The sequence below is a fragment of the Streptomyces sp. NPDC053513 genome (assembly GCF_044544765.1).
In the GTDB taxonomy this organism is placed as follows: domain Bacteria; phylum Actinomycetota; class Actinomycetes; order Streptomycetales; family Streptomycetaceae; genus Streptomyces; species Streptomyces litmocidini.
This window is the reverse complement of sequence record NZ_JBITXP010000021.1, coordinates 51,792-70,304: the sequence shown is the minus strand read 5'-3', so window position 1 is coordinate 70,304 and position 18,513 is coordinate 51,792. Positions and strand designations below refer to the sequence as shown.

Genomic DNA, 18,513 nt, shown 5'->3' with positions numbered 1-18,513 from the left:
AGGAGCCGCACGTGTCCGTCGTCACCGCCGCATCCGAGATCCCCGAGCCGGACGAGCCGCGGAAGGTGGTGGTGGACGGCCGCGTGCGGGAGGCCTCCGTCCCCCCGCTCGTCCCCCGGGTGGCCCGCGGCTCGCTCGCCGACCTGCCGTACGACAACGCCCGGCAGGACCCCGAGGCCGTCCTCTTCTCCCGGAAGGACGCGGAGGGCCGGTGGTACGACGTCAGCGCCTCCCGCTTCGCCGCCGAGGTGCACTCCGTCGCCAAAGGGCTCGTCGCCGCCGGACTGCGCCCCGGCGACCGGCTCGCCCTCATGGCCCGCACCACCTACGAGTGGACCCTGATCGACTTCGCCGCCTGGGCCGCCGGACTCGTCACCGTCCCCGTCCACCCCACCTCCTCCGCCTTCCAGACCCGCTGGATCCTCCAGGACTCCGGGGCCGCGGCCTGCGTCGTCGAGGACGCCGAGCAGGCGCGGCTCGTCTCCGCCGAGCGGCGACAGCTGCCCGGCCTCACCCAGCTGTGGGTGATCCGGGCCGGCGCCGTCGAGCAGCTGCGGGAGGCCGGGCGGCGCGTCGCCGACGAGACCGTCACCGCCCGGCGCGGGCTGCTCGCCCCCGAGGCCCTCGCCACCCTCGTCTACACCTCCGGCACCACCGGCCGCCCCAAGGGCTGCGCCCTCACCCACGCCAACTTCTTCGCCGAGGTCGACAACGCCGTCCGGCTCCTCCACCCCGTCTTCGTCTCGGAGAGCGAGGAACCCGCCGCCACCCTCCTCTTCCTGCCGCTCTCCCACGTCTTCGGACGGATGGTCGCCGTCGGCTGCGTCCGCGCCCGTGTCCGGGTCGGGCACGCCCCCACCGTCGAGGGCGAGGAGCTCCTCACCGACCTGGCCGGCTTCCGGCCCACGTTCCTCCTCGCCATCCCGTACGTCCTGGAGAAGGTCTTCGACCGGGCCCGCGCCACCGCCGAGCGCGGCGGGAAGGCCGCCGCCTTCGACCGGGCCGCCCGGATCGCCCGCCGGTACGGGCGGGAGGCCTCGCCCCCGCTCGCCCTGCGCGCCGCGCGGGCGCTGTACGACCCGCTGGTCTACCGGCGGATACGGAACGCGCTCGGCGGCCGCGTGAAGTACGTGATCTGCGGCGGCGCCCCGCTCGGCGCCCGGCTCGCCGAGTTCTTCGCGGGCGCCGGCGTCCAGGTCTTCGAGGGGTACGGCCTGACGGAGACCACGGCCGCCTCCACGGTCACCCCGCCCCGCCGGCCGCGCCCCGGAACCGTCGGCCGGCCCCTGCCGGGCACGGCCGTCCGGATCGCCGACGACGGCGAGGTCTGGCTCAAGGGCGGCCACGTCTTCGCCGGCTACTGGGACGCGCAGCGCGGGGCCGCCCTGCCGTACACCGACGACGGCTGGTTCCCCACCGGGGACCTGGGCTCGCTCGACGCGGACGGCTATCTGCGGATCACCGGCCGCAAGAAGGACGTCATCGTCACCTCCGCCGGCAAGAACGTGGCCCCCGCCCCGCTGGAGGACTGGCTGCGCGCCCACCCGCTGGTCGCCCAGTGCATGGTCCTCGGCGACGGCCGCCCGTACGTCACGGCCCTGATCACCCTCGACCACGAGGGCCTGACGCACTGGCGGCGGATGCGGCGCAAGGACCACCTGGCACTCTGGGAGCTGGCCCGGGACCCGGAGCTGCTCGCCGCGCTCCAGCGAGGGGTGGACGACGCCAACCGGCTGGTCTCGCGAGCCGAGTCGATCCGGGCCTTCCGCGTCCTGAACACCGAGTTCTCGGAGGCCTCCGGCCATCTGACGCCGTCCCTGAAGCTCAAACGGCGGGCGGTGCTGCGGGACTTCGCCCGGGACATCGAGGAGATGTACGGCTCCGAGGGGGCACGCCCGTAGCGGCGCACCCCCTGCGGGCGGGGGTCAGCAGGTGGCGTCGACGGCGTCGCCGTTGGCCGGCTGGTGCGTGGTCGCGGCGCGCAGCCGGTTGTAGTTGGCGACGTACGCGTCGTGGACCGCGGCGTCCTCGAACTGGAGCATCGTCTCGTCGCTCTGGCGCAGCGAGTTGGTGGACCAGTTGTGGCTGCCGGTCCACACGATCTTGCGGTCGGGGGTGTCGTAGTAGTTGCCCTCGACCAGCAGGTACTTGTCGTGGATCCAGGTGGAGTCCTTGCCGCAGTAGTACTTGGTGATGACGCCGTTGTACGCGTTGGTCGTCTTGGCGAGGAGCTTCTCCAGGGAGGTCTTGCCGAGGCTGTTGGTGCCGTCGTAGGTGAGGGCGACCTCGACGTAGCAGCCCTGGGCGTCGAGCTGGACGAGCTTGTCCGCGAGGTAGGGGCGGGAGAAGATCGTCATGGCGACGCGGATGCGGGTGCGGTGGTTGTCGGTGGTGCCGACGACCGAGTTGCCGAAGCAGTCGACGTGGTCGAGGACGGTGGCGACCGTGTCCTCGCTCGGGTCGTTGTAGAAGACCGAGTCGCTGGTCGCGGCGCGCGGATAGAAGTGGATCTTCGCGTTGCCGGAGGCGACGGGCGCCCGGCCGGTGTCGTAGTAGTTGTTGTTCGGGACCTTGGCGGCGAGGTCGTCGAAGTAGCCGTTGTAGGCGTTGTAGATGCCGTCGTTGCCGGTCAGGACGAGGGCGTTGTTCCAGCCGAGGTAGCCGTCGCGGCCGGTGTGCAGGTTCGCCGAGGACTGCATGACGACGCGGGGCGTGCCGTTCGTCTCGGTGAAGAGGATGAACTTGTTGTGGTTGATGGCGTCGACGCCGCCCTTGGAGAGGGTGCCGACGCAGCCGCGGGCGGTGCCGCAGTTCGTGATCCAGGAGGGCTTGGAGGTGTCGGTGCCGAGCTTGGCGGCGAGCGTGTTGTACAGCGCGTAGCCGGTGGCCTTGACGTCGAAGACCGCCTGGACGTGGACGCCGCGGTCGTAGGCCGCGGTCAGGGCGTTCGTGAGCGTGGAGTCGTTCAGGTAGTAGTACGACAGCCGGATCCGGGAGCCGGCCGGGGCGCCGTTGATCAGCTCGATCTGCTTGTCGACGATGGCCCGCTGCTCGGCCGTGGTGCCGATCGGGTTGTTGAAGACGGCCTGGGTGGTGACCGCCGTCGTGCCCTCCGTGCCCGCCGTTTCGGCGCCGGCGGGCACGGAGGAGAACGCGAGGGCGGTCGTCAGGAGCGCCGCCGCGAGGGAGACGGAGCGGAGTTCGTGCCGGATGCGCATGGACTTCCTTTCGAGTGCGGGACGTCCATACGATCATGTGGCGGCCTTGGGGTGGCGTCGGTTTCCGGACCCGTTCGGTGCGTGGGAAACGGTCCGTGAGGAACGGTCAGGGCCAGAGGAGTTCGCGGGTCCAGCCGTCCGCCGTGCGGCGGTAGCGGAGGCGGACGTGGCGGCGGCGGGCGTCGCCCTGGAAGAACTCGACCTCGGCCGGTTCGACGACGTAGAGGGTCCAGGTGGGGGCGGGGGCGTCCGGTTCGGTCTCGGCCCGGTGCCAGGCCGCCTCGCTCGCCTCGGCGAGGGTGTCGGGGGAGTCGAGGACCTCGCTCTGCCGGCCGACGAGCGCCGCGGCGAGGGCGCCGGTGGTGCGGGCGTGGAGGTCCTCGTACGCCTCCTCGGGGGTGCCGGCGGTGACGTGGCCCCGGATCCGGACCTGGCGGCCCTGGACCGGCCAGTAGAAGCCGAGCGCGGCCTCGGGGCGGGCGGCGAGCTGGCGGCCCTTGGCGCTGCCGGCGTGGGAGGCGAAGTGCCAGCCGCGGGCGTCGGCGTCGTGCAGCATCACCGTGCGGACGTCGGGGCGGCCTTCCTCGTCCACGGTGGCCAGGGAGAGGGTGTGCGGCTCGGTCTGGCCGGCCGCGGCCGCCGCCGTGAACCAGTCGTGGAAGAGGGGGAGCGGCTCGGGCGGGGCGCTCGCCGGGTCGAAGGACGGGAGGTCGGTGTCCCAGACCCGGAGGGAACGGAGGGCGCGGTGGAAGTCGGTCATGCGGCCACGGTAGGGCGTGCGGTGGAGGCGGCGGCGCCGGTGTCGTAGTCCTCGATCGGGACCGCGTTCGCCGCCGCCTGGATGCCGTCGCGGATCTTCTTCGCGATGAGGTTCTTCCAGGGGGTCTTCGGCAGCGTCCGCACCATGAACATGCGCAGGGCGATCTTCCACTTCGAGGCGACGACCATCTCCTTGACGAAGCCCTCGGCCATCTTCTGGTTCTGCTCGACGCCGGGCCTCATGTGCCGCTCGTAGCGGGCGAAGGCCACGGTGTGGTCGCCGCCGGCGCGGGCCAGTTCGCCCGCCAGGACGTAGGCGCCGATGAGGGCGAGGCCGGTGCCCTGGCCGGAGGCGGGGGAGGAGCAGTGGGCGGCGTCGCCGAGGAGGACGACGCGGCCGTTCGACCAGCGGTCCATCTTCACGAGGGACATGGAGTCGAGGTAGAAGTCGTCGGCTTCCGCCGCGTGTCCGAGGAGGCGGGGGATCTCCCAGCCGTCGCCGGTGAAGGTGTCGATGAGGGCGCGCTTCTGCGCGTCGACGTCCCGGTGGTCGTGGGTGAGTTCCTCGGGCGAGGAGAAGACGAAGAGGTTCTTGGCGTCGGTCTCGCCGGCCGAGCTGTAGACGCAGACCAGCTTCCCGGGGAGCGCGTGGTACGTCTCCCAGCGGTCCAGGCCCAGGTGGTTGGGGGCCGTGAAGATGGAGATGTACGCGCCGAGGTGGCGCTTGAACCGCTCCTCGGGGCCGAAGGCGAGGCGCCGGGTGTGGGAGTGGAGTCCGTCGGCGCCGACGACCAGGTCGAAGCGGCGGACGGTGCCGCTCTCGAAGGTGACGGTGACGCCGTCGGCATCTTCCGCGAGGGCGGCGATCGAGTCGCCGAAGACGTACTCGACGTCCTCGCGGGTCCGCTCGTACAGGATGCGGGCGAGCTCGCCGCGCATGATCTCGTCGTCCTCCTCGACGCGGCCGCCGAAGATGTCGGCGGGCAGTTCGCCGATGGTGCGGCCCGCGTCGTCGACGTACGAACCGCCGCGCATGTCAGTGGAGTTGGCGCGGATCTCGTCGAGGACGCCCATCCGGCGGCAGACCTCGATCGCGGTGCCGCGGATGTCGACCTTGTAGCCGCCGGTGCGCAGTTCGGGGGCGCGCTCGACGACGGTGGGGACGAAGCCGTAGCGGTGCAGCCACAGGGCGAGGGCGGGGCCGGCGATCGAGGCGCCGGAGATCAGGACGGTCTTGGCGGTGCGCTGCATGTCGGACTCCTTGTCGGGTGCCTGCGGGCCGTTGCCCTGCCCGCGGACACGACTATACGGATGTCCTACACGGTTGTCTATGACGCTTGTGTAGATTCCTTGGCGGGTCCTTCCCGCGGGGTCAGCCCCGGCCCAGCACCACCGTCCCCGAGGAGCAGAACCAGCCCCCCGTCCCCGAGGCCACCGCCAGCTCCGGAAGCGAGCCGTCCGGCCGTCGCACCTGGAGACCCGGCGCCTCCCCGCGCAGCTGCCGCACCGCCTCCACCAGCAGGAACAGGCCCCGCATCCCCGGGTGGCAGGCCGAGAGCCCGCCGCCGTCCGTGTTCACCGGCAGCCGGTCCTTCTCCTGGACGAACGCCCCGCCCTCGCCCTTCGCGCAGAAGCCCAGGTCCTCCAGGGTCACCAGCGTCATGTAGGTGAAGGCGTCGTAGATCTCGGCCACGTCGACGTCGGCGGGCCGCACGCCCGCCCGCTCGAAGGCCAGCCGGCCGCTGACGGCCGCCGGGGAGACCGTGAAGTCCTCCCACTCCGACATCGTGGTGTGCGAGACGTGCTCGCCCGCGCCGAGCACCCAGACCGGGTCCTTGCGGCAGTCCTCGACGTACTCCTCGGCCACGAGCAGCACCGCGCAGCCGCCGTCGCTGCGGATGCAGCAGTGCAGCTTGGTGAACGGGTCCGCGATCATCGGCCCGTCCAGGACGTCGTCGACGGTGATCGGCTCGCGGAACATCGCCTCCGGGTTGAGCGCCGCGTTCGCCCGCGCCCGGACGGCCACCTCCGCGAGCTGCTCCAGGGTCGTGCCGTACTCGTGCATGTGGCGGCGGGCGGCCATCGCGTACTTGGCGATCAGGGTGTGCCCGTACGGGACCTCGAACTGGAGCGGGCCGCGCGAGCCGAAGGAGAGGTTCGAGGTGCGGCGCCGGGCGCGGATGTCGGCGCGTGCGGTGGAGCCGTACACCAGCAGGACCGCGTTCGCGTGCCCGGCGGCGATGGCGTCGGCGGCGTGCGCGGCCATGACCTCCCAGGTGGCGCCGCCGACGGCGGTCGAGTCCACCCAGCGGGGGCGCAGGCCCAGGTACTCGGCGACCTCGACCGGGGCGAGCGTGCCGAGGCCCGCCGAGGCCAGGCCGTCGATCAGCGAGCGGTCGAGGCCGCTGTCCGCGAGGGCGCGGCGGGCGGCCTGGGCGTGCAGGGCGTAGGGGGTGGCCCCGTCGACCCGGCCGCAGTCGGAGAGGGAGACGCCGACGACGGCGACGCGGCGGGAGCTGCGCGTGGTGGTGGGCATGAATCTGACGGTACATCAGATTTCCCGAATCGGGACCGGCGCCTCTCTGGGCAACCCGGCCCGCACCGCCCTAGCATGACGCACCGTCAGATACGGAGGGAGCTCCATGGACACCTCGCAATTCGCCCCGCCGACGGAACCGCTCACCGAGGAGCGGCAGGAGATCCGCCGGACCCTGCGGGAGCTGCTCGGCGAGCGGGCCGGGGCGCGGGAGGACCACGCGGCCGCCACCGCCCCCGAGGGAGGCGGCACCACGCTCTGGACCCGCCTCTCCGGCACCCTCGGCCTCGCCGGACTCACCCTCCCCGAGGAGTACGGAGGCACCGGCCGCGGCCCCGCCGAGCTCGCCCCCGTCTGCGAGGAGACCGGCCGCGCACTCGCCCCCTCCCCGCTCCTCGCCACCACCGTCCTCGCCGCCCCGCTCCTCACCGCCCTCGGCACCCCCGCCCAGCGCGCCGAACTCCTCCCGCGCGTCGCCGGCTCCACCCTCACCTGCGCCCTCGCCGTCCCCTCCGGCACCGCCCTCGCCCTCGGCCTCACCGGCGACAACGCCGACGGCGACTGGTCGGGCGGCGGCCGGGCCGGCGGCATCCAGGCCGCGCGCGCGACGGACGGCGGCTGGCGCCTCTACGGCGAGGCCGCCCAGGTCCTCGACGGGCACACCGCCGGACTGCTCCTCGTCGCCGCCCACACCGGCGGCTTCGCCCGCAGCCGTACGCTCCTCTTCCTCGTCCCCGCGGACGCCCCCGGACTCGTACGGACCCGGCAGCCCGCCCTCGACCCCACCCGGCCCCGGGCCACCGTCCAGTTCCGGGACACCGGCGCCGAACTCCTCGGCGAGGAACCCGCCGACGTCCTCGGCGCCCTCGCAGCCACCGGCCGCGCCGCCGCCGCGATGCTGGCCGCCGAGGCCGTCGGCGCCGCCGCGGCCGCCCTCGACCACGCCGTCGGGCGCGTCCGTTCCCGCGAACGGTCCGCCGCCCGGCACCGCCTCGCCGACCTCTGCGTCCAGGTCGGCACGGCCCGCTCACTGACGTACTGCGCGGCCCGCGCACCCGGCTCCGAGGGCGGCCCGCTCGCCCTCGCCCACGCCCTGGAGGCGCTGCGCGCCGCCGCCGAGGAGGCCCTCGTCCGGGACGAGGAGGCGCACCCGTACTTCGAACGGGCCGCCTCCGACGAACTGCTCTTCGGCCCCGCCCGCCGGCTGCGCGCCCGGGCGGCGGAACGGACCGGACTTCTCGGAGAGGAGGCGGCGTAGATGCCCGCCGGACGGAAGCTCGTGCAGAAGGTGTCCTCCACCCGGACCTTCGCCAAGGTCGCCCCGCACCTCATCCCGGCCATGGACCGGGCCGTGCACCGGCTGACCAGGGGAAAAGTACTGCTCAGCGCACGGATGCTGCCCGGGGTCGTCCTCACCGCCCGGGGCGCGAGGAGCGGGCGGCCACGGGTCACCCCGCTCGCCTGCATGCCGGAGGGGGACGGCCGCTGGCTCCTCGTCGGCTCCAACTTCGGCCGCCCGGGCCACCCGGCCTGGACGGCGAACCTGCTCGCCCATCCCGACGTCGAGATCAACTGGCGGGGCGAGGACGTGCCCGTACGGGCGGAGCTGCTCACGGGCGAGGAACGGGCGGCGGCCTGGAAGGCGGCGCTGGAGTTCTGGCCGCCGTACGCCACGTACCAGGCACGGATCGAGCGGGAGATCCGGCTCTTCCGGCTCACGCGCAGATAGCGGGCGGCGGGTGGCGGGGGCACCGCGCCGGGGCGCGCCGGGCGGGGGCCGCGACGGGCTGCTCCGGGCCGCGTCGGGCTGCTCCGGGCCGCGTCGGGTCGAGGGGAATCGTCGCCGGGTTCGGCCACGACGGGTCCAGACACGGCGGGCTCGTCCACGGCGGGCTCGTCCACGACGGGCTCGGACACGTCAGGCCCGGACACGGCGACGCCGACGGCGGGCCCGGCCCCGGTCGGGCGGGGGCGGGTCGCCGTCGGCGTCGACGACAGGACGGGTGAAGGAAGGGCCGGCGCTACCTGGTCGGCTTCTTGCCCGTGATGCCCAGGTGCACCAACAGCGCCAGGTTCGGCTTGAGTTCGGCCTGCTTCACACCCCAGGTCTGGAAGCCCTTCTGGTGGCCGGCGACCGAGGCCAGCATCGCCACCAGGGAGCCGGCCATCGCGGCGGGGCTGACGTCCTTGTCGACCTTTCCCTTGCTCTGGAGCTCCTTCACCGCGTCCGTGAGGGAGTTGGTGACCGAGTTCAGGATCTTCATGCGGATCTTGTAGAACCGCTTGTCGCCCTCGGCGGCGCCGAGGTCCACGACCCGCAGGATCGCGTCGTGCTTCCGCCAGAAGTCCAGGAAGCCCTCGACGAGTTCCTCCGAGGTCTGCCATCCGGCCTTGCCGACCCAGGAGCGACCGCTGACCAGCTCGGTCAACGCGGCGCCCTCCTTGGCCATTTCCTCCGCGATCTCGAGGACCGCTCCCTCGACGTCCGGGAAGTACTGATAGAACGTCGCGGGTGAAGTACCCGCCTTCCGGGCCACATCGATGACCTTGACGTCCCGGTAGGGCGAGGAGCTGAGCATCTCACCGAGGCAGTCGAGCAGCTTCTGCCGCGTCGCCTGACCGCGTCGTCCGGCCACGCGGCCGTCGACGGTGCGTACTTGTCCTGTCATGCCGTCAGCTTACCGAGGGGGGATCAGCGCGCGATTCGGCCGACTGCAAATGGGGTGCACCCCGTTCTGCGAGGTCGGCGCGGGTGCCCGCGCCGGAGCGGAGGGACGGTTCCGGCCACCTCGCCGCCGGGGCGGGGGCCCGTACCCGAACAGGCTCATGGGCGGGCCGCGGACGGGGACGGCGGACGACGCAAGCGCCACAAGGGCTCCGACCCGATGAATCGCCCTTTTGTTCGCATATCGGGGCGTGCGGGGCGGCCCCCTCCGCCCTAGCGTGGTGACATGGCCGTACGTACTGAGGGCACCCCGTGCTGGGTGGACGCACAGCTTCCCGACCTCGAGGCGGGCAAGCGCTTCTACGGCGAGCTCTTCGGCTGGACCTTCGACCCCGACCGCGACGAGGCCCTCCTCGACGGCCGCCGGGTCGCCGGACTCGTCCCCAAGCGGGACGGGCGCATGCCCACCACCTGGACCCTCTACCTCGCCACCGAGGACGCCGGGACCCTCGCCGCCCGGATCAAGGCCGCGGGCGGACAGATGGTCATGGAGCCGTACCCCGTCGGCCCGTTCGGCGTCTACGCGCTCGCCGCCGACCCCGGCGGCGCGGTCTTCGGCCTCCGCCAGGAGGGCGACGACGACGGCTTCGAGGTCACGAACGAGCCGGGCGCCTTCTGCTGGATGGAGGTCTACACCCGCCGCCCCGACGCCGTCGACACCTTCTACGCCACCGTCTTCGGCTACCTCGGCCGCCAGGCCGACGCCGCCGAGGAGGGCCGGGACGCCGGCTTCGACTACCGGGTCTGGTCCCCGCCCGGCTCCCGGCCCGGCGGCGCCGACGCCTTCGGCGGCCGGGCCGTCATCACCGACGACTTCCCCGCCGAGATGCCCGGCCACGTCCTCGTGCACTTCGCCGTCGCCGACTGCGACGAGGCCTGCGAGACCACCGTCCGGCTCGGCGGCCGGATCGCCACCCCGGCCTTCGACACCCCGCACGGCCGCGTCGCCGTCCTCCACGACAACCAGGGGGCCCGCTTCGCCGTCCGCGCGGAGCCGAAACGATCCGCTAAGGACTGATCCGTCCCCGGCTGTACCGGCCGGTGCACCCCGTACCGCAGCACCCCGGTATGGCGTATGACACCCCGATCCGCCCCCGGGTTCGCAACCGGGCCCTCGGACAGGAAGAATCAGGGCCACGGGGCCGTACCCTCATGGCCCGTACGGGGAGGTGGCAGGCAAGTGGAACAGCTGACGCAGCACGACCCGAGACGTATCGGGCCCTTCGAGGTGCTGGGCCGGCTCGGCGCGGGCGGAATGGGCCTGGTCTATCTCGCGCGCTCGGCCTCGGGCCGGCGCGTGGCGATCAAGACCGTGCGCACGGAGCTCGCGGAGGACCAGCTGTTCCGGGTCCGCTTCACCCGGGAGGTGGAGGCCGCCCGGGCGGTCTCCGGCTTCTACACGGCCGCCGTCGTCGACGCCGACCCGCGCGCCGCCGTGCCCTGGCTGGCCACCGCCTACGTGCCGGCGCCCTCCCTCGAAGAGATAGTGAACGAGTGCGGGCCGCTCCCGGCCCAGGCCGTCCGCTGGCTCGCCGCCGGCGTCGCCGAGGCCCTGCAGTCCATCCACGGCGCGGGCCTCGTCCACCGCGACCTCAAGCCGTCCAACGTCCTCGTCGTCGAGGACGGCCCCCGGGTCATCGACTTCGGCATCGCGTCCGGCGTCTCCAACACACGGCTGACGATGACCAACGTCGCCGTGGGCACGCCCGCCTACATGTCGCCCGAGCAGGCCCGCGACTCGCGCAGCGTCACCGGCGCCAGCGACGTCTTCTCGCTGGGCTCCATGCTGGTCTTCGCCGCCACCGGCCACGCGCCCTTCCACGGCGCCAACCCGGTCGAGACCGTCTTCATGCTGCTCCGCGAGGGCCCCGACCTGGAGGGCCTGCCCGAGGAGCTGCGGCCCCTCATCGAGTCCTGCATGCAGATGGACGTCAGCCGCCGGCCCACCCCGGCCGACCTCCAGGCGCAGCTCGCCCCGCACCTCTTCGGCCCCGGCAGCGACGACAGCGGCACGGCCTCCGCCTGGCTGCCGCAGAGCGCCACCGCCATGATCGAGCAGCGCCGCGGCGGCGGCCGCCAGCTGCCCGGTCCGGTGACGCCGCCGCGGCCCCCGGCGGACCCGCCGGGCCCCCGCCCCGACCCCCGCTTCCCGGAGCGGGCACCGGAGCGCGCGCCCGAGCACGCGCCCGTCGGCGGCCGGCACGCCGGTCCCGCCGAGAGCGCGGGCGGCCCCGTGCGCCTCGGCGGCGCGACCGTGCCGATCGGCCCCGGCCCCCGGGTCGCCGACACCCGGGCGGCGCTCGCCGTCGGCCGGGGCGCCGACGCGGGCCCCGCGACCGGCTGGATCCGTCCGCCCGGCGGCGGCCCGCACGGAGCCGAGCAGGCCCCGCAGCAGGGCTCCCGCCCCTCCGTGCCCTCGCAGGGCACCGACCAGACGGCGGCCCCGCAGCCCCCGCCGGGGCCCGGCCACTGGCGGCCCTGGCGCTTCCGGATGTCGAACGACGTGTGGGGCACCCCGGTCGTCGACGGCGACCTGCTGTACGTGACCTCCTTCGAGGTGCACGCCCTGGACACGGGCAGCGGCCGGCGCCAGTTCAAGACCCGGGACGTGGCCTGGTCGATGGCCGTCGCCTCGGGCCGCATCCACGCCTCCGACGGCCCCACCCTGTACGCCCTCGACGCCGGCGACGGCAGCGAGCGCTGGCGGCTCCACACGGACGCCTGGGTGTACTCGCTGAAGGTCGACCGGGGCACCGTCGTCACCGGCACGCGCGGCGGCGGGGTGCAGGGCTGGGAGGCCTCCAACGGCGCCAAGCTGTGGGAGCTCACCGGCGCGCAGACCGACTTCGAGACCCCGGAGGCGGGGCCCGCCGTGCACGGCGACACCGTGTACGTGTGGCGGGACGCCCGGCTCCAGGCCCTCGACGCCCGCACGGGCGTGGAGCGCTGGTCGTACCCGATCGGCGACGCCGCCTCCTGCGCCAACGTGCCGGTCCGGGTGGCCCCGGCCGAGGACGGCTGCGTGTACGTCTCCGCCGGGACCCGGGTCCTGTCGATCGACATCGCCGCCGGGCACGTCCGCTGGCACTTCGAGGCCCCGGCGGTCTTCCTCTCCCCGCCCGCGTTCGCGCCGGGACCGGCCGTCACGGGCGGCGGGGTGTACCTCTCGGACCACCTCGGCACCGTGTACGCCCTCGACGCCACCACCGGCCAGGACCGCTGGCGGATCGCGACCGAGCCGCGCCAGTCCGCCGAGCCGGTGCTCGTCGCCGACGGCAACGTCCACGTCGGCAGCGGCAGCGCGCTCTACACGCTCGACGCGGTCACCGGTACCCCCCGGTGGCGGTTCGCGGCGGGCGGCGAGCTGGTCGGCTCCCCGGTCGTCGCCGACGGCCGGGTGCACTTCGGCTCCGCCGACCACGTCCTGTACACCCTGGACGCGACCGGCGGTCAGCTCCGCTGGAAGCTCGCCACGGGCGGCGAGATCACCGGCTCGCCGGTGGCGAAGGGCGGGGTCGTGTACGCGTGCAGCAAGGACCGCTGCGTGTACGCGCTCGACGCGGCCAAGGGCACGGCGACGGGCAGGGGCGCGGCGGCGCGCTAGGACCGCGGGGGCGGCGGGGGCGGCGGGCTGCCGTCGTCCCGGTCCCGGTCCCGGTCCCAGGTCGGCATGTCGTAGGTCTGGGTCGGGGCCGCGGAGGACGGATCCGACCGCGGCCCGTCCGCGGGGGGCCGGCCCGTCGGCCCCTCGTCCGCAGGAGCCCGGTCCGTCGGGGCCCGGTCCGTCGGGCTCCGGTCCGCCCGGGGCCGGTCCCTCGGCGGGCCGTCCAGCGGAGGGTGTCCGTGCCGGGGGGCCCGGCCCACCCGGCTCGTCCCGGCGGCGTGGTGCCGGCCCGGCATGACGAGCGCGCCGAGGAACAGCAGGACCGCGCCGCCGAAGGCGTACCCGACCCCCTCGCCGAGTCCCTTGCCGTCGGTGCCGACCACGAGGCCGCCCTCCACCTGCCCGATCCGCACCGTCCACAGGACGGCGAAGCCGAGGACGAGGAGCCCGGCGACGGAGACGAGCAGGCGGGAGCGGAGCAGTACGCCGACGAGGGTGACGAGGGCGGCGAAGGCGAAGGGCAGCAGGATCGAGCCCAGGAGGTCGGTCTTCGCGTCGGTGATGCCGGTGAACAGCTCGTCGATGGCGTAGTCACGTCCGGGACGGCCGTCGTACCAGGCACGGAAGGGGCTCCAGACGGCGGCCGTCGCTCCGGCGAGAGCCAGGACGGAGCCGGCTGTGTCGCGGATCATCGGTGCGGCCTCCTCGGCGGGTCCGGCCCTCGTGTCCGACGCTACGCCGGGTGAGGGGGCCCCGCCAGGCGGCGCGGAGGCGGCGCTAGGGTGGCGCGGACACGACAGACAGGACGGAGCCGGCGATGGTACGGACGCGCGTGAAGCTCGCGGCGACGCTCACGGTGGTGGTCCTCGCGCTGACCGGTTTCCACACCGGCAAGGGCGGTCACGGGAGCAGTGGCGGCGGCGGGAAGAGCGGCAGCGGGAAGAGCAAGAGCGGGAAGAGCCGGAGCCACTCGGACTCCGACGACGACGATTCGGGCGGCGGCTGCTCCAGCGACGAGCAGGGCAACGACGACTACGAGGACTACGACGGCTCGGCCGGTTCCACGGCCACTGCCTCGCCGGCCCCGACCGCGACGGACGCCGAGGTCGTCGTCGACGTGGTCGACTGCGTGGAGCCCGCGGAGAAGAAGCGCAAGGGCAAGCGGGCCGGCAAGGCGGACACCACCGCGACGGTGCGGGTCATGCCGCAGACCGGGGTGAGCGGCACCTTCCGCATCGTCCTGGAGTTCGAGCGGGCCGACGGCTCGCGGGCCGACAGCGGCGAGATCGTGGTCGGCGTCGTGAGCGGGGCGGGCAGGATCTACGACGTCCCGATGAAGAACCCCGGGAACGTCGGCCAGGTGAAGAGCTGCCACGTGTACGAGGTGCGCAGGGAGGCGAGCGCCCCCCCGAGCAGCTGACCGTCCGGTCCGTCGGTTCCAGCGGATCGGCCCCTCGGTTCCGGCGCGTCGGCGTCGGCGTCGTGCGGAGGTGCTCCGCGTCCGGGACCGGGGCGCCGGCCTCGCGGCCGGTGGCGACGTCGAAGGCGGCGGCGCGGTCCTCGGGGCGGTGCCTTCGCACTCACCGGCCCGCTATCGGAGCCGGTGACCGCCACTCCTTCGGGTGAACAGCTCCCCCTGCCGGTCCGGCGGCAGGTTCCCGAGCGCCACCAGGTGCGGGGCGTGGGCGAGGGCCTGGGCGCGGGCGGCCCCGTCGACCGACCACAGTGCCCGTACGGTTCCCTGGACGGCCTCGGTCGGGTGGGAGGCGATGACGGCGGCGGCCGCCCGCGCGGCGTCGAGCGCGCCGCCCGGCCCGGTCAGTTCGGAGACCAGCCCCGTCTCGTACGCGCGCCGGGCGGAGACCCGTTCGGCGGTGCCCATGAGGGCCATCCGGGCGACTTCTCCGTACGGCATCTTCCGTGCCATGTGGACGGTCTCGAAGGCGGACACCATCCCGTACGTGGTGTGCGGGTCGAAGAAGGTGGCGTTCTCGCCCGCGATGACGAACTCCGCCTCGCCGAGCAGGTAGAAGGCCCCGCCGCAGGCCATGCCCTCGACGGCGGCGATCACCGGTTTCCACAGGTCGTTGGCCTTGGGACCGAGGGTGAGGAGGGGGTCGTCGATCGTGTACGGGGAGGAGGGCTGCGGGATCCTGCCGGCGTCCTCCCGGTCGATCCCGGTGCAGAAGGCCCGGTCGCCGGCGCCGGTGACGACGATCGCCCTGACCTCGTCCTCGTACCGGAACCCCCGCCAGACGGCGCCGAGTTCGCGGGCCATGCCGAGGGTGACGGCGTTGTGCTTCTCCGGCCGGTCGAGGGTGACGACCGCGACGCCGGTCTCCTCGTCGCGTTCGACGCGGATGCTCATGAGCGCTCCAGGAGCCAGCGGGGGACGGTGACGCCGTCGACCTCGGTGAAGGCGACCCGTACGGCGGCGCCGATGCGCAGCCGGGCCGGGTCGACCGAGTTCAGGGGGGCGTCGGGGGCGGCGACGACGTTGCCGACGAGGCGGATGCGGGGGGCGTCGGCGAGCTCGACGAGCACCGCGTTGTACGGGGCCTGGGCGGCGTACTCGGGCAGGAGCGGCGGGTGGGGGAGGACGTACGACCAGATCCGGCCGCGTCCGGACATGAGCCGCCACTCGCTGTCGAAGGACCGGCAGTGCGGGCAGCAGGGGCGGGGCGGGAAGCGGAGCTCGCCGCAGGCGGCGCAGGCCTGAACGCGGAGCTCTCCCCGGGCGGCGTACTCCCAGAAGGGGGCGCCGTCCTCGTCGACGACGGGGTTCAGCACGGTCATCAGCTCCTCAGGCGCGCAGCAGGACGGCGGATGTGGGGACGCCCTCGCCGGCCGTGACCAGGCAGGTGGCGGCGTCGGGGACCTGGGCGGTGGAGGTGCCGCGGAGTTGCTTCACGCCCTCGTTGATGAGGTTGAAGCCGTGCACGTACGCCTCGGAGAGCCCGCCGCCGCCGGTGTTGACCGGCAGCCGGCCGCCGATCTCCAGGGCGCCCCCTTCGGTGAAGGCGCCGCCTTCTCCCCTGCCGCAGAAGCCGTAGCCCTCCAGGGAGAGCGGGACGAGCGGGGTGAAGGCGTCGTAGATCTGGGCGACGTCGACGTCGTCCGGGCCGAAGTCGGCCTGCTTCCACAGGTGGCGGGCGGCGGTCCAGGCGGGCCCGGAGAGCGGGTCGTCGTTCCAGTAGTTGACCATGCCGTGGTGCTGGGCGGGCAGGCCCTGGGCGGCGGCGTGCACGTAGACGGGCTTCTGCCGGCAGTCGCGGGCGCGTTCGGCGGAGACGATCACGCAGGCGAGGGCGCCGTCGGTCTCCAGGCAGTTGTCGAAGAGGCAGAGGGGCTCGCTGATCCAGCGGGCGGTCATGTACATCTCGCGGGTCAGCGGCCGCTCGTACATGATCGCGGCGGGGTTCTGGTTGGCGCGGTTGCGGCAGGCCAGGGCGACGTTGAAGAGGTGGTCGCGGGTGGCGCCGTACTCGTGCATGTAGCGGCGGGCGAGCATCCCGATCTCGTCGGCGGGACGGAGCAGGCCGAAGGGGCGGGTCCACTGGCCGGGGGTGGGCAGCTGGACGGCGGTGTTCTTCCAGGGGCGGGGTCCCGAGCCCCGCTTCCTGGACCGCCAGGCGACGCCGACGCTCGCCTGCCCGGTGGCGACGGCGGCGGCGAGGTGCCCGACGGTGGCGCAGGACCCTCCTCCTCCGTACCCCACCTTGCTGAAGAAGGTGACGTCACCGGCCCCGACGGCCTTCGCCACCTCGACCTCGTCGGTCTCCTCCATCGTGTACGAGGCGAAGGCGTCGACCTCGCCGGGGTCGATCCCGGCGTCGTCGAGAGCGGCGAGGATCGCCCGGCAGGCGAGGGTCTTCTCGGTCTCGTGGAGCTGTTTCGCGAAGGCGGTCTGTCCTATCCCGACGATGGCCGTGGCGTCCTTGAGCACCGAACCTCCTCATGGGCAGCACTGCTGACAGCGCGTCAGGCTACAACTAATCTGACGGATAGTCAGCTATAGGGAGGGTGGTCATGGGCATGCGCGGCGACCTGGAGTGGGGCACGATCCCCGGCCTCGTACGGGCGGCGGCGGAGCGGCACGGACCGCGCGAGGCCGTCGTCGACGGCCGCGTCCGCGTCACGTACGCCGAACTCGGCGAGCGCGTCGAACGGGCCGCCGCCGCCTGCCTCGCCACCGGGATACGCAGCGGGGACCGGGTCGCGATCTGGGCCCCCAACACCCTCGACTGGATCGTCTCCGCCCTCGGCGCCGTCACCGCCGGCGCCGTCCTCGTCCCCCTGAACACCCGCTTCAAGGGCACCGAGGCCGCCTACGTCCTCCAGCGCTCCCGCGCCCGGCTGCTCTTCGTCACCGGCACCTTCCTCGGCACCTCGTACGTGGCCTCCCTGCGCCGCGCAGGCGTGGAACTCCCCGACCTGGAGCGGGTGGTGGTCCTGGGCGAAACCGCTCCCGACGACGAGGGCTGGACGACCTGGAAGGCCTTCCTCGCGGAGGGGGACACCGTCCCGGCCGCCGAGGTCCGTGCCAGGGCCGCCGCGATCGACCCCGACGCCCCCTCCGACATCATCTACACCTCCGGCACCACCGGCCGCCCCAAGGGCGCCGTCATCAGCCACGCCCAGACCCTGCGCTGCTACGCGATCTGGTCCGAGCTCGCCGGCCTCCGGGAAGGCGACCGCTACCTCGTGGTCAACCCCTTCTTCCACACCTTCGGCTACAAGGCCGGCGTCCTCGCCTGCCTCATGCGGGGCGCGGTGATCGTCCCCCAGCCCGTCTTCACCGTGGACACCGTCCTGGCCAACGTCGCCGCCGAGCGCGTCACCGTCCTCCCCGGCCCGCCCACCCTCCACCAGTCCCTCCTGGACCACCCGGCCCGCCCCGCGCACGACCTCTCCACCCTCCGCCTCGTCGTGACGGGCGCGGCCGTCGTCCCGCTGCGGCTCGTCGAACGCCTCCGCGCCGAGCTGGGCGTGAGTACGGTCCTCACCGCGTACGGACTCTCCGAGGCGAGCGGCATCGTCACCATGTGCCGCCGCGACGACCCCGACGAGACGATCGCCACGACGTCGGGCCGCCCGATCCCCGACACGGAACTCCGCCTCTCCGACTCCGGCGAGGTCCTGGTCCGGGGCCACCACGTGATGAAGGGCTACTTCGAGGACGAGGAGGCGACGGCGGCGGCGATCGACGCGGACGGCTGGCTGCACACGGGAGACGTCGGGGTCCTGGACGGGGCCGGCAACCTCCGCATCACCGACCGCCTGAAGGACATGTTCATCGTCGGCGGCTTCAACGCCTACCCGGCCGAGATCGAGCAGCTCCTCGGCCTCCACCCCGACATCGCGGACGTCGCCGTCATCGGCGTCCCGGACCCGCGCCTCGGCGAGGTCGGCAAGGCCTTCGCGGTCCGGCGGCCGGGTTCGACCCTGACGGCCGACGACGTCATCGCCTGGTCCCGCCGGGAGATGGCGAACTACAAGGTGCCGAGGGAGGTCGAGTTCGTGGAGGAACTGCCGAGGAACGCGAGCGGGAAGGTGGTGAAGGGAGAACTGAGGGCACGACCGGAAGCCCGCCGGAACGGACGCCCCTGACGGCACCGGCAACACTGACGCACCGGCGGAGCCGGCATCGACAGGTGCAACCAACTCCCTT

General features: G+C 73.6%; 16 protein-coding genes. 7 read left to right on the top strand and 9 right to left on the bottom strand.

All coding sequences use genetic code 11. From position 1 onward, the window contains the following. Positions 1–11 precede the first annotated feature (11 nt). Positions 12–1,901: an AMP-dependent synthetase/ligase gene (locus ACIGW4_RS28650; RefSeq protein WP_398712518.1), complete on the top strand. Its 1,890-nt coding sequence runs from the start codon at positions 12–14 to the stop codon at positions 1,899–1,901. Positions 1,902–1,925: 24 nt separating this feature from the next. On the opposite strand, the gene ACIGW4_RS28645 is transcribed toward ACIGW4_RS28650, so the two are convergent. From ACIGW4_RS28645 to ACIGW4_RS28630, 4 genes are all read right to left on the bottom strand, one after another. Beyond that, complete coding sequence (locus tag ACIGW4_RS28645; protein ID WP_398712517.1) at positions 1,926–3,218, bottom strand: phosphatidylserine/phosphatidylglycerophosphate/cardiolipin synthase family protein; 1,293 nt, start codon at positions 3,216–3,218, stop codon at positions 1,926–1,928. Positions 3,219–3,324: 106 nt separating this feature from the next. Beyond that, a complete protein-coding gene (locus ACIGW4_RS28640; protein ID WP_399583660.1) occupies positions 3,325–3,978 on the bottom strand; it encodes a pyridoxal 5'-phosphate synthase in 654 nt (217 codons plus the stop codon). After that, a complete protein-coding gene (locus tag ACIGW4_RS28635; protein ID WP_399583657.1) occupies positions 3,975–5,228 on the bottom strand; it encodes an FAD-dependent monooxygenase in 1,254 nt (417 codons plus the stop codon). Before ACIGW4_RS28635 ends, ACIGW4_RS28640 begins: the two co-directional genes overlap by 4 nt. A 121-nt stretch (positions 5,229–5,349) precedes the next feature. Then, positions 5,350–6,513 (bottom strand): thiolase C-terminal domain-containing protein, encoded by a 1,164-nt coding sequence (locus ACIGW4_RS28630; RefSeq protein WP_399583654.1) that lies wholly within the window; start codon positions 6,511–6,513, stop codon positions 5,350–5,352. A 106-nt stretch (positions 6,514–6,619) separates the two neighbouring features. Between ACIGW4_RS28630 and ACIGW4_RS28625 the strand changes: the two genes are divergently transcribed. Beyond that, positions 6,620–7,771, top strand: coding sequence for an acyl-CoA dehydrogenase family protein (locus ACIGW4_RS28625; protein WP_399583651.1), 1,152 nt, complete (start codon positions 6,620–6,622; stop codon positions 7,769–7,771). Then, positions 7,772–8,242, top strand: coding sequence for a nitroreductase family deazaflavin-dependent oxidoreductase (locus ACIGW4_RS28620; RefSeq protein ID WP_123459034.1), 471 nt, complete (start codon positions 7,772–7,774; stop codon positions 8,240–8,242). A gap of 292 nt (positions 8,243–8,534) precedes the next feature. On the opposite strand, the gene ACIGW4_RS28615 is transcribed toward ACIGW4_RS28620, so the two are convergent. Next, the gene (locus ACIGW4_RS28615) at positions 8,535–9,182 is read right to left on the bottom strand and encodes a TetR family transcriptional regulator (RefSeq protein WP_030691742.1); all 648 of its coding nucleotides are present in this window, start codon (positions 9,180–9,182) and stop codon (positions 8,535–8,537) included. Between the two features lie 282 nt (positions 9,183–9,464). Between ACIGW4_RS28615 and ACIGW4_RS28610 the strand changes: the two genes are divergently transcribed. Together ACIGW4_RS28610 and ACIGW4_RS28605 are read left to right on the top strand one after the other, a co-directional pair. Then, a complete protein-coding gene (locus ACIGW4_RS28610) occupies positions 9,465–10,256 on the top strand; it encodes a VOC family protein (RefSeq protein WP_359590770.1) in 792 nt (263 codons plus the stop codon). A gap of 162 nt (positions 10,257–10,418) precedes the next feature. Then, positions 10,419–12,842, top strand: a complete 2,424-nt coding sequence (locus ACIGW4_RS28605; RefSeq protein WP_123459036.1) for a PQQ-binding-like beta-propeller repeat protein — start codon at positions 10,419–10,421, stop codon at positions 12,840–12,842. Here ACIGW4_RS28605 and ACIGW4_RS28600 read toward each other — a convergent pair. Continuing rightward, positions 12,839–13,534, bottom strand: a complete 696-nt coding sequence (locus ACIGW4_RS28600) for a hypothetical protein (protein WP_399583646.1) — start codon at positions 13,532–13,534, stop codon at positions 12,839–12,841. The genes ACIGW4_RS28605 and ACIGW4_RS28600 overlap by 4 nt on opposite strands. Positions 13,535–13,659: 125 nt before the next feature. Here ACIGW4_RS28600 and ACIGW4_RS28595 point away from each other — a divergent pair, with 125 nt between their 5' ends. Further along, positions 13,660–14,262, top strand: coding sequence for a hypothetical protein (locus tag ACIGW4_RS28595; protein WP_399583643.1), 603 nt, complete (start codon positions 13,660–13,662; stop codon positions 14,260–14,262). A 171-nt stretch (positions 14,263–14,433) separates the two neighbouring features. Here the strand turns inward: ACIGW4_RS28595 and ACIGW4_RS28590 are convergent, their stop codons facing one another. From ACIGW4_RS28590 to ACIGW4_RS28580, 3 genes are read right to left on the bottom strand one after another with little or no spacing between them, the layout of a single operon-like run. Continuing rightward, positions 14,434–15,210 carry an enoyl-CoA hydratase/isomerase family protein gene (locus ACIGW4_RS28590; RefSeq protein WP_398712501.1) on the bottom strand — a complete coding sequence of 259 codons (777 nt, stop codon included), beginning with the start codon at positions 15,208–15,210 and terminating at the stop codon, positions 14,434–14,436. Further along, entirely contained in the window at positions 15,207–15,638 is a 432-nt protein-coding gene (locus tag ACIGW4_RS28585) for a Zn-ribbon domain-containing OB-fold protein (RefSeq protein ID WP_123459039.1), read from the bottom strand. The genes ACIGW4_RS28590 and ACIGW4_RS28585 overlap by 4 nt, the downstream gene beginning before the upstream one ends. Before the next feature lie 7 nt (positions 15,639–15,645). Continuing rightward, the gene (locus ACIGW4_RS28580) at positions 15,646–16,788 is read right to left on the bottom strand and encodes a lipid-transfer protein (protein ID WP_123459040.1); all 1,143 of its coding nucleotides are present in this window, start codon (positions 16,786–16,788) and stop codon (positions 15,646–15,648) included. Between the two features lie 89 nt (positions 16,789–16,877). On the opposite strand from ACIGW4_RS28580, the gene ACIGW4_RS28575 reads away from it, so the two are divergent. Continuing rightward, on the top strand, positions 16,878–18,452 hold the full coding sequence (locus tag ACIGW4_RS28575; protein WP_398712600.1) for a FadD3 family acyl-CoA ligase: 1,575 nt from the start codon (positions 16,878–16,880) through the stop codon (positions 18,450–18,452). Positions 18,453–18,513: the final 61 nt, after the last annotated feature.